We start from the raw sequence: 14,821 nt of genomic DNA, 5'->3' as shown, positions 1-14,821 counted from the left end.
AGCAACTGGAAGGTCAAGCACTATTTTGACGAATGTCCGATGCGTTGGCGCTGGATACCTCAGAGTGGGGTGATCAGCCCGACCGGCTGGCTCCCGAGCAGGGCGGCGACCGAGATGCTGCCCCCGGGCTCGATCGTCTTTCCGGTCACCAGATCCGCCTTCAGCCCGTGAAGCGGGGAGGGGACAGCGATCGCCGTATCCTCCCAAAATTCCGGGCCGGCAAAGAGCACGCCAGGGTCGAGCCAGCCGAACATCAGCCGCGGCGCGGCGACGATCGCGAAATCACTCTTATGCACCCGGGCAAAGGCGAGCACATGATCGCGGCGGTTGCCCGTCACCTTCAGCGGCAGATAGTCGCCTCTGGCAAAGAGGTCCACATACCGTTGGCGCAACTGCAGGCCGATCGCGACGATGCGCTGTTTCAGCGCCGCCGCCTGCAGCTTGGCGATCGGCCCGGCTTCATCAAGCCAGGCCGCCAGCCGTTCATGATCGACCGGCCGACGGTTGTCGGGATCAACCAGGCTGAAGTCGAAACCCTCCGCACCCTGGTAGATATCGGGAATGCCGGGGGCTGTCAGCTTGAGCAGCGTCTGCGACAGGCTGTTGAGGTAACCCGCCGCGATGAAGGGCTGCAGCACCCTTTCGAAATCTTCGAGGAAGGCGTCATTCTCAGGTGAAACCAGCGCCGTGGCATAGGTCGTCACCGCCTCCTCGTAAGCGGCATTCTGTTCCGTCCAATCGCCGCGCAGTTTCGCCTCGCGCACGGCTTTGACCGCGTAGTCGGCAAGGCGTTCGCGCAGTTCTTCCGTCCGTCCTCTGTCGAAGTCTTCCGGCCAGATGCCGGCCAGCGCCTGATAGAGCATCCATTCGACATTCGGCTCCGGTGCAATGCCATCCGCCAGTTCCTGCAGCCACGGCCGGTTCATGTCGCGCCAACGCTCCACCGCCTGGGCAAAGACATCCGCGCCCTCGCTCAGCGCGTAAAGCCTGGCGCGCGCATCCTCACCGCGTTTGGTGTCGTGGGTGGCGCTCGCCGAAAGCCCATGCGGCTGCAGCCGCGCCCGCTCGGCCATGCGACGGTGGAATTCCTCCATGCCGCCGGGCGCCTTGCCCGGTTCGCCGCCCACTTCGTTTGCGGCAAGCAGCCTGTTGTAGCGATAGAACAGCGTATCCTCTGTCGCCTTCGCCATCACTGGCCCGCTCAATTGCTGGAAGCGGATCCGGAACGCATGGGCCGCATCACCTTCGATCTTGCCTTCGAGAAGCTTCAGGACATGGTCGCAGGCACTGCGATCATCGAGCTTTGGCAAAACCTGCGACGCGGTCCCGGCAAGGACCGCTGCATCCTGCCAGGAAAGCGGGCCTCCGTCGCCATAGGTGCGGTAGACGGGAAAGGCGATCAGCAGTTCGCAGAGCGCGGTGGCGATCTCGTCTCTTTTCAGCTCGGGAAAGATGCCTGCCGCGATCGACACCAGCCTGTCGGTCTCGCCGGCGAAATTGCGTTCGACCATCAGTCGCTTGGCAATCTGCCGGCTCTCTTCGAGATTGCCGGTCTCGCCGGCGAGGCTGCGATAGGCTCCGTCCAATATGCGCAGACCGCTGCTCTCAATGAACAGCTCGCTGAGCGCGGCGATGAACTCATATCCCGTGGTGCCGGCGACCGGCCAGTTCTCCGGCAGGACCTCACCGCGTCCGAGGATCTTTTCGACGACGATATAGGTGTCTGGTCCCACCGCCTCCCGCAACCTGTCGAGATAGGCCTTGGGTTCGGCCAGCCCGTCGACATGGTCGATGCGCAGGCCTTGCACCTTGCCATGGCGCACCAGCTCGATCACCAGCCGGTGCATGTCCTCGAACACCGCGGGATCTTCGACGCGGGTTCCGACCAGGCCGGTCACCTCGAAAAAACGGCGATAACTCAGATGCCGTGCCGCGTCCTTCCAGTGGGTCAGCCGCCAATGCTGTTCCTCGTGCAGGCTTCTCAGGAAATCGAGATCGGCCGAGACCTCGTCGAGCTTTTGCTGGAGGATGGCCCGATCGCCGCCTTCGAAGAGGATATCGCGCATCGTGCGGTTGAAATCCTCGCCGGACGTCTCGGCCGCAGCCTCCGCCATTCGGGTGGCGACGGGATCGTCGAGCCGGTTTGCGAGGGCGCCGTAACTCGTGGGGTTCAGCGGCAACAGCGTCTCGAAGTAACCGAGCGCGAAATTGCCATGCGTTTCGTCGAGCGCGATGCGCAGCTCGCCGCCGGCCAGAGCGCGATCGAAATCCTGACCGAGCTGTGGCAGGGTCAGCGGCTCGCTCCAGTCGATGTCGAAGTGGCTGGCATAAGCGCTCTGCCGGCCGAATGCCAATACGTCGCGCCACCAGCCGTTTTCCGGCGAGGCCGCCATGTGGTTCGGTACTATGTCGAGGATCAGTCCCATGCCGGCCGAGGCGAGACTTTCCGTCAGCCGCTCGAATCCGGCCCGGCCGCCAAGCGTCGGGTCGATTTCGTTGGCGTCTGTCACGTCATAGCCGTGGGTCGAGCCGCTGACGGCGGTAAAGATCGGCGAGGTATAGAGGTGGCTGATGCCAAGCGTCTTGAGATAGGGGACGAGGTCGCAGGCGCGATCGAAAGTCATGCCGTTGCGGAATTGGATCCGGTAGGTCGCGGTCGGAAGTGTCATGAGGCCGTCTGACGTTGGAGGGAGACCCTCTCCAACGGTTGTGGCCGGGTTTTTGTTCCCTTACAGCGCCGCGCGTCTTTTCAGACGCGCAAAGCACGATGCGTTAGTCGATGAAGACGCCCACGCTTGCGGCCCTCCCGGCCGAGTCGATGACGGTCAGTTTCGAGTAGCCGCCGCCATCGGGCAGCCATTGCTGGGTGCGCCGACGCGAGAGGTCGGGCAGCGGCTTGCCGTTGGCAAGCCAGCGGAACGGGGCGCGGCCGCCCTGCAGCTTCAGCATCAGGGGTGACAGGTTGCCTGCTCCAGCGCCGAGATCCACATGCGCGCCCTCGGGCGGATAGATGATCTGAGGTGCTGCCTCGCGACCGGAGGCGACGAGCAGGCCATTGGCATTCAGCGCAAAACGGCGCTGGCTGATCGGCAGCTCAGACTGGGCGATGCGCACGGCGCCGGCCGGCGGGCGGGGCAGCGGCGTCGTTGCGATGCCGGACTTGGCGAAGCCCTCGAATAGGATGGGTGCTGCGGTGCCATAGCCGGTCAATCCCGGCACGGCGCTATTGTCGGGCCGTCCGACCCAGACGCCGAGCACATAGCGCCCGTCATAGCCGACCGACCAGGCGTCGCGATAGCCATAGCTCGTGCCGGTCTTGTAGGCGATGCCGCGCTGCGGCGCGCCGGCGGGCGGAATGACGCCGGAGAGAATATCGGCGACGCTCCAGACCGCGACCGGCTCCAGCAGCGGTTCGCCGTCGAGTTTGCCCGGTGCGCCGGTGACACCGTCGCCGAGCCTTGCCGGCTGGCCGCGATTGGCGAGCGCCGTATAGAGCTGCACCAGATCCTTCAAGGTGATGCCGACGCCGCCAAGACCGATCGCCAGCCCCGGCGTCTCATTCGGCGGCAGGACCGGGCGCACCTCGGCGCGGCGGAAGCGCACCATCAGCCGCGACGGCCCGACCGCATCGAGCAGCTTGACCGCCGGCACGTTCAGCGAAAGCTGCAGCGCCTCGCGCACGGTGACGTCGCCCTGATAGCTCATGTCGAAATTGCGCGGCCTGTAGCCGAAGAAATCGGCGGGCCGGTCTTCGATGATCGTTTCCTGGGACACCAAGCCCTGTTCGAAGGCGAGCCCATAGATGAAGGGCTTCAGCGTCGAGCCCGGCGAGCGGTTGACGCGGGTCATGTCGATCCAGCCGGAGCGGCTGGCGTCGAAATAATCGGCCGAGCCGACCTCGCCGACGATCGCGCCGGTTTGCGCATCCGCCATCACCATAGCGAGCGACAGCTTCGGCCCGAGCTTCATGGCTGCTGCCCGCGCAACCGATTCCAGCCCCTGCTGCACCTGCTTCTTCAAGGTCGTCTGATGCTTGAGGACATCAGGCTCCTTGCGCAGCGCGGCTTCCGCGACATGGGCGGCAAGTGCGGGCAATTGCATGCGCCGCGATGGGACCGCGACACCCTCGGCACGCTCCGCTTCGCCATCGCCCACGGCTTCCGCCACCGCCACACGGTCAAGCACACGCTTGCGCGCAGCCTCGGCTGTCTTGAGATTGCGGTCCGGCCGGCGCCGTTCCGGCAATTGCGGCAGGGCGACGAGCAAAGCCGCCTCTGCGACCGTGAGGCGGCGCGGTTCCTTGCCGAAATAGGCAAGGCTTGCGGCGCGCACGCCTTCCAGATTGCCGCCATAAGGCGCATGCGTCAGGTAGAGATCGAGGATCTGTTCTTTCGACAGCCGCCGCTCGATCTGCACGGCGCGCACCAATTGCAGCAGCTTTGCCGAAAGCGAACGCCCTTCGCGCGGCTCGATCAGCCGCGCTACCTGCATCGACAGGGTCGAGGCGCCGGAAACGATGCGGCCATTGCCGACCAATTGCATGGCGGCACGCCCGAGCGCCCAGGGATCGACGCCGCCGTGATCATAAAAACGCTGGTCCTCATAGGCGATCAGCATGCGCAGGAATTGCGGATCGACGTCGGAGACCGCCGTCTTCAGCCGCCAGCGGCCTTCCGAGGTCGCGAAGGCACGCAGCAATTGCCCGTCGGCATCCAGCACCTCGGCGGAGACGGCATTCGCCCTGTCCAATGGCGGCGGATAAGCCTTGTCGGCAGCGTCGAGCGCAAAGAGAGCCGCACCGGCAAGAACGATGCCGGCCGCGGATCCGATCGCGATCTTGTGCCACCGCTTCATTATTGCGCTGCCACGACCTCCATCTTGCCGGTCGCCGTGCGGGCCGAAAGCTCCGGCCGGTACATGTCCTCGACGCTTGCCGCCGGATGGTCGTAGGTGCCGGGGGTGACGGCGCGCACGACATAGGCGACGTTGAATTCGCGATTGTCGCCTGCTGCGCGGTTGAAGGCGGCAACGAAGCGGTCATAGCGGAATTCGGTATGGGCGGCCGAGATCTCGCCGATCCAATCGAAATTCGTCATCTGGGCACTGTCGACGAGATTCGGATTGTCGATCTCGAAACCGGCGGGCAGGAGATCGGTGATGACGATGCGCGACGGCCAGTCATTGGTTTCGCGCACATGGATGACGACGACGTAGCGTTCGTTCTGCTTCGCCTCGCTGACATTCGCCTCTTCGCCGTCGAGCGTGTAGTAGCTGCGCTCGATGATGAAGCCGTCGCCACCGGCCGGCAGCGGCACTGTGGGGGCGGCAACGGTGGTGACTGCAGCCGAAACCGTGTCGTTCGTCTGGTTGGTCAGCGTCAGCGGATGGTCGGCGAGCGCATCGCCGGTCATGCGGGCCATGTAGGCGCCGGTATGCGGCGCGCCATTGACATCGACCTTCAGTCCATCGTCACCGCCCTGAATGGCGCGCGCGGCAAGCAGCATCCAGGTTTCTTCCTGCGTGCTCTTATATTTGCTGCGCCCCCATTCCTTGCCGACGGCCTTGGCGAGTTCCGGGATGACAGGCGGCACCGGCCGGCTTTCGGCGGCGAGCGCCAGGATCGCAGCACCATCGCGCAGGATCGTGCCGTAGTCGGTGCGCGACAGGTTCACGCGCGACACCATCGATTGCTCCGACATCTGCAGCGCGTCGAGGAAGATATTCTTCGAACGCTGCGCATCGCCATAGAGGGCCAGTGCCGCAGCGATATGCGCCTTGGCGAGCGGCGTCGGGAAGTCGTTGATCATCGTATCGGCATAGTAGCGCAGATCGCTGATCGCGGCCTTCTTGTTGCGGGCAAGGACGTAGATGGCATAGGCGATCTGATCGCCCTGGCCCTTGATGTCGGTGGTGTAGGACAGAGTGTTCTGCAGGTTTTCCAGCGCCTGCACGAAGGCCCTTTCCGGCACGTCATATTTCATTTCACGGGCCCGCGTCAGGAAATCGGTGACGTAGGAATCGAGCCAGACGTCGCCCGAATCCGGTCCCCAGAGGCCGAAGCTACCGGCCGAGGCCTGGTAGGAGAGCACGCGGTAGATCGCGTCCTGCACGCGCTGGTGCACGTCCTCGTCATTTGCCATGCCGGCCTGCTTTGCCACTTCGGCGAGGTAGAGCAGCGGCAGCGCCCGGCTGGTGGTCTGCTCGGCGCAGCCGAAGGGATAGCGGTCGAGCGTCATCAGCAAGGCCGGGATATCGAAGGCGGCCGAACGTGTGACGTTGACGCTGATCGAGGCGCCGGGCAGCACGCTATCGGCCAGCAGGTTCTTGTCGACGGTGAGCTTTGCTCCCGGCTTCAGCGCCAGCACCCGCCGTTCGGTGATCGGCAGCGATGCGGGGCGCACCGGCACGTCGACGGTTTGGTCGAGCGACAGGCCGGAAGCATCGGAAAGGTTGATCGAGACGCTGCCGGCGCCTGGCTGTTTGCCGACGAGCGAAAGCGTCAACTCGGATTTCGCTCCGGCCTCGAGGCGGATCGTCTGCGCGGCGGAAGCCTGTTCGATGCCGACGGCATCATTGCCGGTCAGCTGCAGCTTGTAGTCGCCGGCCGGCGCGTCGGTGTTGGCGATGTCGAGGCGCAGATTGGCCTTGTCGCCGGGGGCGAGGAATTTCGGCAGGCTTGCGGTCACCACGACAGGGTCGCGGATGATGACATCCTTGACGCCGTGGCCGACACCTGATTTCGACCAGGCGACCGCCATGACGCGCGCCGTGCCGTTGAATTGCGGAATGTCGAAGGAGACATGGGCCTTGCCTTCGGCGTCGAGCTTCACCGGCCCGGAGAAGAAGGCGACGAGCTTCTGCGTCGGCGGGCTTGCCTGCAGCGCCACGGCGCCGCCGTCACCACCGGTCCTGAGCTTGCCGGTCGCACCGAGCGAGCCGTCGATCAGCCGGCCATAGAGGTCGCGGATTTCAAGGCCGAGTTGGCGCTGGCCGAAATACCAGTCTTCCGGGTTCGGCGGTTCGTAGCGCGTCAGGTTGAGAATGCCGACATCGACGGCGGCAACCGTCACATAGGCGTCCTCGTTGGCGCCGGCGCCCGCCACCTGCAGGCCGATATCGAGCGGTCCGCGCGGCAGCATTTTTTCGGGTGTTGCGAGCGTCACCTGCAGCGCACGCTGTTCGGGATCGACCTTCAGCCATTTGATGCCGATCGAGCGCATCGGCATATGGCTGTCCTGGGCATCGCCGGGACGGAAGAGCGTGGCTGTGACATAAGCGCCGGCACCCCAGTCCGCAGTCACGGGGATGTCGACCTCGCCGCCGGTCTCGCCGATCGCAGCGTTCTGCACGGCGACCAGCTTTTCGGTGCCGGCCGTCACCATCAGCTCGCCGCCATAACGCGAGGTGACTTTCAGCTTGGCGGTCTCGCCGATCTTGTAGCTGTCCTTGTCGAGGGCGATTTCCAGCCCGTCGGGCGTTTCGGTCGAGGTCGAGGTGACGAACCAGCCGGCGTCGAATTCGACGCTGGAGGTCGGGCCGTCGGCATCCGGGCTTTCCACTTCGAGACGATATCGGCCCCAGGTCACCGGAACGGAAATCTTGCCGCCATCCATCGTCGCGTCGACGCTGCCGTTGGAAACCTGCTCGGCGGTGTAGACCGGCTCGTATTTCCACGCCGTTCCCTCGCGATACCATTGGTATTCGCGATTGAGGCTGTAGAATTTCCAGCGCAGGCTCTTCGCCTCCTGCTTCTGCCCGGCGGCATTGACGCCGATCACCGTGAAGTTGGCGATCGAGTTCTCGGGCAGGTCGCCGGAAAATTCCGGCTTGATGCCGATAGACGCCCGCTCGTTCTTCACCGGAATGGTCAGAGAGCGCTCGATGGCGCGGCCGCCCGCTTCCTGCATGCGTATGTAGACAGTGGCGTTGAGCAGCTGCGTCGTGGCCGGCAGGTCGCTGATGGTGAGATCCGTCGAGGCTTCGCCGTTCTCGTCGAGTTCCGGCAGGCCATCGATCGGCAGGCGCGAATCCTCGCTCGCTTCTTCGTCGGCGAGGCCGAACAGAAAGCCCTTAAAGGCAGCACTCTCACGCGTCGGCTTGACGACGACATCGCCTTCGAGCGTCAGCCCGGCGGCCGGGGCGCCGTAGAGATATTTGCCCGAAACGGTGATCGTCGCCGGCGTGTCCGGACCGACTTCCTTGGCCTCGGTCTTGATCTCCATGTCGGTGCGATCGGGGACGAAATCGTCGACCAGGAAACTCTTGCTGGCGATCGCGCTGCCCTTGGGATCGGTATAGATGTTCATCGTCCAGGTGCCGCGCATGGCGGTTTCCTGGGTCGCGAAATCGATGGAATAACCGCCGAGATTGCTGGTCTGGCTGACGATCCGCCGGTCTTCGACGCCATCGGGGCGGCTGAAGATGAAGGTGAGCGGCAGGTTCTCGATGGCGTTGCCGTCGGTGTCGCGGGCGAGCGCTTGGGCATGCACCGTTTCGCCGGCGCGGTAGATACCGCGTTCGGTGAAGGTCAGCACGTCGATCGCGCCGGGGGCGGCGCGGCCCGTCACGCCGCGGTCGGAAAGGTCGAAGCCGGCGCGTGTCATGTCGAGGAAGACGTAGTCCGAGGTCCCGTTCCTGGCGGCGATGACGGCGGGTGTGAGCGCCGCCGTGCCGCGGATCAGGCCGGCGGTGAAGGTGGCGCGGCCGTTTTCGTCGGTCGTCGCGGTGCCGAGCACTTCATTGTTCTTGGCGAGCAACTGCAGTTCGACACCCGCGATCGGCTTGGCCGAGGCGAGCGAACGGGTGAAGACGTTGAGCCCGTCGGTGCCGGCATAGGTGGTGACGCCGATATCGGAGACCAGGAACCATTGGGTCGCCTGTGAATCCCACTCCTGCGCCGGGCCGTTCGGGCCTGTTGCCGTCAGCACGTAGATGCCGGGCTTGCGCTCAGGCAGCGCCTCGTCGACCGGGAAGCTGGTGACGATGTCCTTGTTGAGCTCGTTGGCGATGTCGATCGAGCCCTGCCAGACGAGTTCGCCATTCTGGTCCTGAATGTTCTGGGCGCTGTAGCCGTCGAGCTGGCTCAGGAATTGCGAATTGGTCAAGAGCGGCGCAATGGCGCGATCGCCGATGCGGTAGAGTTTGAGATTGGCCGAGTTCAGGTTGACCGAGACGAGCGGGATGCCGCGGCGCGCCGTCGAGGGCAGCACGAAGCTGTCGCCGGTGAAACGCACCATCTGGCTGCGGTCCTTGATATAGACGTCGATGCTGACAGGTGCTTCGAGCGCCTCGTCGACGGAGGACGGCAGGCCGGTGCGGAAAGCGATCTTGTAGGTCTCGCCATGCGTCAGCCCCTCGACGCAGATCTGCTTGTCCTTGGTTTCCAGCGCCTTGGGAGCTGCCCCGTTCAGCGTCACGAAGGGCGTGTAGTCGGTGGTCTTGACCAGCGCCTCGGAGAAGGTGACGCAGGCGCGCGGCGTGGCGCTGTCGGCATCGACCGTGTGTTCGGTGATGCGGAAGCCCTGCGTCGATTTCAGCTGCAGGTAGGCGGTCTGAACATCGTCGGAGGCAACCAGCGCCAGGCTCGCTTTGTAGGCGTCGAGCGCCGGGCGGTAATTGGCGTTGCGGTCCAGGGCGTCGGCGAGGACGGCGAGCGCCTCGGCGCGCTTGGTCTTGGTGCGCGTCAGCTCGTAGCCGTTCAGCGCGTCGAGCACGGCCTGGCCGGATGTGTTGGTCTCGGCGTTGCCGAGCGAAGCGGCGGCGCGGGCGGTTTCGAGCCAGAGATCGGCGTCGTCAGGGGTGATCGACAGCGCGCCATGGAAGGACTTCAGCGCCTCGGCCAGATTGTTGGCGGTGAGGTCGATGCGGGCATTGGCCGTCAGGCTGTCGACGCCCTGGCCCTGCTGGTCGTCGGTAAGCGCCAGATTGTCCTTGAAGTCATGGGCCTGCTGGATGAGGTCGTTGGTCAGGAAGGTCAGGCGCGGCGCGGCGCCGATTTCGGGCTCCTGCTTGCCTGATGTTTCGACGATCTTGCCGGCGATCGCGCCGGGGAAAGCATTCATCGTCTTGAAATCGGATTTCAGGAAACACCATTTCACCTTGGGATTGTAGGTGAAGGCCTTGCAGCTCTTGTCGCCGATGCAGGAGGTCTTGCACTGATCGAGCGAGACATTCTGCTCCGTGCGAAGATCGAAACCGAAGAAATCGGCGTCCTTGATCGTCTGGATGTCGCGCTTGGTGTCCGCAGCGGCGGCGGGAAGGCTGACGGCGATCGTGGAAAAAAATGCGATTGTCGCGAATGCAAAGAACGAGCGCACGGACATAGGTTCCCCCCGGAAATGCAGGCTCTGATCGGCGGCACTCTCCTCACTCCTCGCGGGATTGTCAACTCAAGTTGAGCGCTGTTTCATGTTCGCACAGGGGCTTTCGTCCAGCTGTCACATCGGCGTGAGTGACCGGCTTGTGATTTGCGGGTTTTGCAAGGATGCGCAAGAATTTGGGCTGTCGCAGGAGGTAGCGCAATGTCCACGTCTTCCCATCGCCGGCGCCTTGCCGCGTTCCTTGCCGCCGCCGTCGTCTCGCTCAGTGCGTGTGGCGTAGCCGCGGCCGAGGAGGCGGTCGTCATCCCGCCGCCAGCCGTTGACCAGGCGGCCGGATCCGGCACCGAGACGGCCATTTTCGCCGGCGGCTGTTTCTGGGGCGTCCAGGGCGTCTTCCAACACGTGAAGGGCGTTAAGAGCGCCGTCTCCGGCTATGCCGGCGGCGATGCCAAAACGGCGCAATATGAAACCGTGAGCACCGGCGCGACGGGTCACGCCGAATCCGTTCAGGTCAAGTTCGATCCGAATCAGGTGAGTTACGGCAAGTTGCTACAGATCTTCTTCTCGGTGGCGCACAACCCGACGCAGCTGAATTTCCAGGGTCCGGATCGGGGAACGCAATACCGCTCGGCGCTGTTCGTCTCCGATCCCGAGCAGCGCAAGGTCGCCGAGAGCTATATCGAGCAGCTCGACAAGGCGCATGTCTTCGCCCAGCCGATCGTCACCAAGGTGTCCGAAGCCACCGGCTTCTATCCCGCCGAAGCCTATCATCAGGATTTCCTGACGCTCAATCCGACCTATCCCTATATCGTCTATAACGACCTGCCGAAAATCGAGAACCTCAAGTCGCTGTTTCCCGCCGACTATCGCAGCCAGCCGGTCCTCGTCCTGAAGGCCAAGGGCTGAAAAGGCCGTGGCAACAGTTCAGGGCATAATCTCGATGGGCGTATGGTCGGGTACGCGAGCCCAGATATCGCGCATCTCCGCGTTGGTGACCGCAATGCACCCATCCGTCCAATCCCACAGTTGATGGATGTTTCCGAACAGGCCCCAGCCATTGGGAAGGCCGTGGATCATGATCGCGCCACCGGGGGGGAAGCCGCCGGATTGAGCGTTGCGCTGGTCATCAGGATTTGGATAGGAAATGTGCAGGCTGAGATGCGCCATGGACTTGGGATTTCGCCAGTCTATCTCATACCGTCCTTCGGGTGTTTTCTCGTCACCTTCTCGCTGCTTGGGACCCTCGTCGGCAGCCCACCCAAGAGAAATCCGGTATGTCGAGAGGGCGGCATCGCCTCTGAGAAGGACCATGCGGCGTTCGGATTTATAAACGCGAATGAGGTCAGCCCGTTGCTCGAAAGGCGCATCCGCAGGCGGCGAGCCTGAACCGACCCCGGCCATCAATTTGGTGTAAGCGAACAAGCCGATGATCACGGCGGCCAGAACGATAAATGTGTTTCTCAATATGATTCTCGTTTGAGGTAACGCAAGGGTTATACCGTCTTATCGCGCCTTCAGCCATAAGATGTAGCCTCGAGCTTAAGCGCGATCCGGCTCCGCCTTTTTCTCCATCTCCTTGTTATTAAGAATTTATCAACGTTAACAATATCTTAAATATGGCAAATCGCGTTCCACCGCGGAACATATCTTCGAGTTGCCCGTTACCGCCATGAGTTTCGCTTGAAGGACAGGCTGGCGGAGCGGATCCCTCTTTCGAAGTATAGGCGTAACAAGGGGACGTATCATGGCCACCAATGTCGTGCGGCGCTGGCAACGAGATGATCTGATGAAACAGAGAGTATTGATCGTCGAAGATGAATTCCTGATTGCGCTCGATCTCGAGGCGACGGTGGAAGGCATGGGGATGCAGGTCGCCGGCCTTGCCAATGATTGCGAACAGGCGTTACGGCTGGCGCCGCTTGCCGATATCGCTTTCGTCGACGTCAATCTCGCCGACGGCCCGACCGGGCCTGAGATCGGCCGGCGGCTGGCGCAAGAGCATGGCATCGCGGTCGTCTTCATGACCGGCAATCCAGAAATCGTCGCCGATGGGGTCAAGGGTGCGGTCGGCGTGGTCCAGAAGCCGGTCATGCCTTCGGTTGTCGAACAGCTGGTGAAATATCTTGCCGCGCGCCGCGTCGGCATGTTCGCGGTCGTGCCTTCGCAGATGACGGTCTTTGCCTGATCAGAGGGCCCCGATCAGAGGAGGCCTGATCAGCCTGAGATGGCTGCGAGTTGCGGCTGCTGGCCGGCCTTTTCGGCCACCGGCCTGCCATAGGCCTTGAGAAAAGTACGGACGGCGTTGCGCGCCGCCTTTTCCAGCTCTTCATCGGTGGGTGTGGCGCCGAGAAGGATCATCATTTGCAGGTCGGCATTGCCGAGCGCGACGAACTGCCGGGCGGCGACGTCGAAATCGTCGATGACGAGCGTTCCCTTGTGGGCAAGCCGCGCGAACAGTGCGGAAAGGGCAGTGATCAGCTTGCCCGGCCCCTGCTGGCGCCAGCTTTCGAAGAGGTGCGGATACCGCTCGCCTTCGGTCTGCACCAGCTTGCGCAAGAATTTTCCATCGTGGTTGCAGATGCAGTTCTTATTGAGGCGCACGGCGAAAGCCGTCAGTTCACCCTCAAGATCGTCGGCGTTGTCCGGGAAAGATGACAGCACCGAGAAGAGCATGGCGTTGGCGCGGTTCATGACGTCTTCGACGACGGCGACGAACAGCGTTTCCTTCTCGCGATAGTGATTGTAGATCGTTTGGCGGGATACGCAGGCGACTGCGGCGATCTCGTCGATGCTGGCGCCGGCAAAACCCTGGCGGCAGAAGACGTCGGCGGCGGCATCGAGGATCGACATGCGCTTGGCGCATTGGCCGCGCTGCGTATGCCCCCCAATCCGGGCTGCCGGTGTCATGCGATCTTTCATGAGAGCGAAGATAAGACGTCTTGACGTTTTAGACAATGGCGTCTAATTTTACATCCGTGTCCAAATTTGTTGACACTCTTGGTTTGCCGCTGGAGATATGAGCTCCCAACTTCGTCTTCGCGCGAACGATCATCATTGAACCCTAGCGCATCGGCCCGAAAATCGGTTCGATTTTCGGAAAGCACGATGCGTAAATTCAAAGATTAGAGCGTCCCTTTGTGCGTCCGAGAGGACGCATGGCGCTCTAAGAGCAAAGTCGCGGAGCGACGATCCGGTACCTCCGCTGCGCTTTTAAGAAAGATCACCATTATGACGGCTTCCTTCTTTCGCATTGCCCTCATTCTCGGCCTTTTGTCGGCCATCGGGCCTTTCGCCATCGACATGTATCTGCCTGCGCTGCCCTCCATCGGCCAGGATCTGCATGCCGATAACAACGTCACCCAGCTCACCCTTCTCGCCTTCTTCATCTCCTTTGCGCTCGCCCAGCTCGTCTACGGTCCGCTGTCGGATATGTGGGGCCGCAAGCTGCCGCTCTATCTCGGTATTGGCCTCTTCGCCGTCGCTTCGATCGGCTGTGCGCTGGCCACCGATATCGAAACGCTGATCGCCTTCCGCTTCGTTCAGGGGATCGGCGGAGCCGCCGGCATGGTCATTCCGCGCGCTATCGTCCGCGACATGCACACCGGCGTGCAGGCCGCCCGCCTGATGTCGCTGCTGATGTTGGTCTTCTCGATCTCGCCGATCCTGGCGCCGTTGACGGGCAGCGCCGTCATCGAATTCTACGGCTGGCGCGGCGTGTTCTGGGCAGTGACGATCGCCGCCTTCATCGGCCTTGTCCTGCTCGCCACCCAGCTCGAGGAAACCCGCTCCGTCAACGAGCGCAGCGGCAGCGGTCTGAAGAGCGCTATGGCCGCCTATCGGCTGCTGCTCACCGACCGCAACTTCCTGACCCTGACCTTCATCGGCGGCCTCGGCATTTCGAGCTTCCTCGTCTATCTCGCCAACTCGCCCTTCGTGCTGATCCAGCATTATGGGCTGACGCCGACGCAATACAGTTTCGCTTTCTCGATCAACGCCGTGTCCTTCTTCGCGGTATCGCAGGCGACGGGCTGGCTCGGCGAGCGGTTCGGCCTCATGCGCGTCATGCGGATTGCAGTCAGCGCCTTTGCCCTTGCCATGGTCGTCATGGCGGTGGTGATGGCCGCCGGCTTCAACCAGCTGCCTGTGATGGCGACCTTCCTGTTCATCGGCTACGGTTTCCTCGGCCTCGTCATTCCGACGAGCGCGGTGCTCGCCCTCGAGGATCACGGCGAGATCGCCGGCACGGCCTCGTCGCTGATGGGCACGCTGCATTTCGTGATCGCCGCCGTCGCCATGGTCATATCGAGCGTCTTCTTCGACGGCACCGCCGTTCCGATGGCCGCCGGTATCGCGCTCTGCGCCTTCTCGGCCTTCGTGCTGACCCAGGCAACGATCGGCCGCCGCTCCGCCGTTGCCGCGGCCGAATGATCGACGACAGGCCGCACCCGGTCTCCCGGGTGCGGCCACATGACTGGTCGCACTTGGGTGAGAAAATGCAACGC

8 protein-coding genes are annotated in these 14,821 nt (G+C 63.2%); 3 read left to right on the top strand and 5 right to left on the bottom strand.

From position 1 onward, the window contains the following. Positions 1–59: 59 nt before the first annotated feature. The 3 genes from treY to FHT75_RS12250 all read right to left on the bottom strand — a co-directional run bounded on the left by treY (position 60) and on the right by FHT75_RS12250 (position 10,322). The gene (gene treY, locus FHT75_RS12260) at positions 60–2,669 is read right to left on the bottom strand and encodes a malto-oligosyltrehalose synthase (RefSeq protein WP_183844756.1); all 2,610 of its coding nucleotides are present in this window, start codon (positions 2,667–2,669) and stop codon (positions 60–62) included. 103 nt (positions 2,670–2,772) lie between these two features. Further along, positions 2,773–4,854 (bottom strand): penicillin-binding protein 1C, encoded by a 2,082-nt coding sequence (pbpC, locus tag FHT75_RS12255; protein WP_097595611.1) that lies wholly within the window; start codon positions 4,852–4,854, stop codon positions 2,773–2,775. Beyond that, the gene (locus FHT75_RS12250) at positions 4,854–10,322 is read right to left on the bottom strand and encodes an alpha-2-macroglobulin family protein (RefSeq protein WP_183844757.1); all 5,469 of its coding nucleotides are present in this window, start codon (positions 10,320–10,322) and stop codon (positions 4,854–4,856) included. The genes pbpC and FHT75_RS12250 overlap by 1 nt, the downstream gene beginning before the upstream one ends. 198 nt (positions 10,323–10,520) lie before the next feature. Between FHT75_RS12250 and msrA the strand changes: the two genes are divergently transcribed. After that, positions 10,521–11,225, top strand: coding sequence for a peptide-methionine (S)-S-oxide reductase MsrA (gene msrA, locus FHT75_RS12245; protein WP_183844758.1), 705 nt, complete (start codon positions 10,521–10,523; stop codon positions 11,223–11,225). An 18-nt stretch (positions 11,226–11,243) separates the two neighbouring features. Here msrA and FHT75_RS12240 read toward each other — a convergent pair whose 3' ends face one another. Continuing rightward, entirely contained in the window at positions 11,244–11,783 is a 540-nt protein-coding gene (locus FHT75_RS12240) for a murein L,D-transpeptidase family protein (protein WP_183844759.1), read from the bottom strand. A gap of 280 nt (positions 11,784–12,063) precedes the next feature. Here FHT75_RS12240 and FHT75_RS12235 point away from each other — a divergent pair, with 280 nt between their 5' ends. Continuing rightward, positions 12,064–12,504 carry a response regulator gene (locus FHT75_RS12235; RefSeq protein WP_028756285.1) on the top strand — a complete coding sequence of 147 codons (441 nt, stop codon included), beginning with the start codon at positions 12,064–12,066 and terminating at the stop codon, positions 12,502–12,504. Between the two features lie 29 nt (positions 12,505–12,533). On the opposite strand, the gene FHT75_RS12230 is transcribed toward FHT75_RS12235, so the two are convergent. Further along, a complete protein-coding gene (locus FHT75_RS12230) occupies positions 12,534–13,274 on the bottom strand; it encodes a TetR/AcrR family transcriptional regulator (RefSeq protein WP_063475951.1) in 741 nt (246 codons plus the stop codon). A gap of 273 nt (positions 13,275–13,547) precedes the next feature. Between FHT75_RS12230 and FHT75_RS12225 the strand changes: the two genes are divergently transcribed. Then, positions 13,548–14,747: a multidrug effflux MFS transporter gene (locus FHT75_RS12225; protein ID WP_183844760.1), complete on the top strand. Its 1,200-nt coding sequence runs from the start codon at positions 13,548–13,550 to the stop codon at positions 14,745–14,747. Positions 14,748–14,821: the final 74 nt, after the last annotated feature.

The sequence above is a fragment of the Rhizobium sp. BK112 genome (assembly GCF_014193215.1).
In the GTDB taxonomy this organism is placed as follows: domain Bacteria; phylum Pseudomonadota; class Alphaproteobacteria; order Rhizobiales; family Rhizobiaceae; genus Rhizobium; species Rhizobium anhuiense.
The sequence above is the reverse complement of the archived record's forward strand: the minus strand, read 5'-3'. Positions and strand labels throughout refer to the sequence as shown.

Bases quoted from the DNA above. Each gene is read 5' to 3' on its own strand.
- treY (WP_183844756.1), bottom strand. From the start codon at position 2,669: ATGACACTTCCGACCGCGACCTACCGGATCCAATTCCGCAACGGCATG.
- pbpC (WP_097595611.1), bottom strand. From the start codon at position 4,854: ATGAAGCGGTGGCACAAGATCGCGATCGGATCCGCGGCCGGCATCGTT.
- FHT75_RS12250 (WP_183844757.1), bottom strand. From the start codon at position 10,322: ATGTCCGTGCGCTCGTTCTTTGCATTCGCGACAATCGCATTTTTTTCC.
- msrA (WP_183844758.1), top strand. From the start codon at position 10,521: ATGTCCACGTCTTCCCATCGCCGGCGCCTTGCCGCGTTCCTTGCCGCC.
- FHT75_RS12235 (WP_028756285.1), top strand. From the start codon at position 12,064: ATGGCCACCAATGTCGTGCGGCGCTGGCAACGAGATGATCTGATGAAA.
- FHT75_RS12225 (WP_183844760.1), top strand. From the start codon at position 13,548: ATGACGGCTTCCTTCTTTCGCATTGCCCTCATTCTCGGCCTTTTGTCG.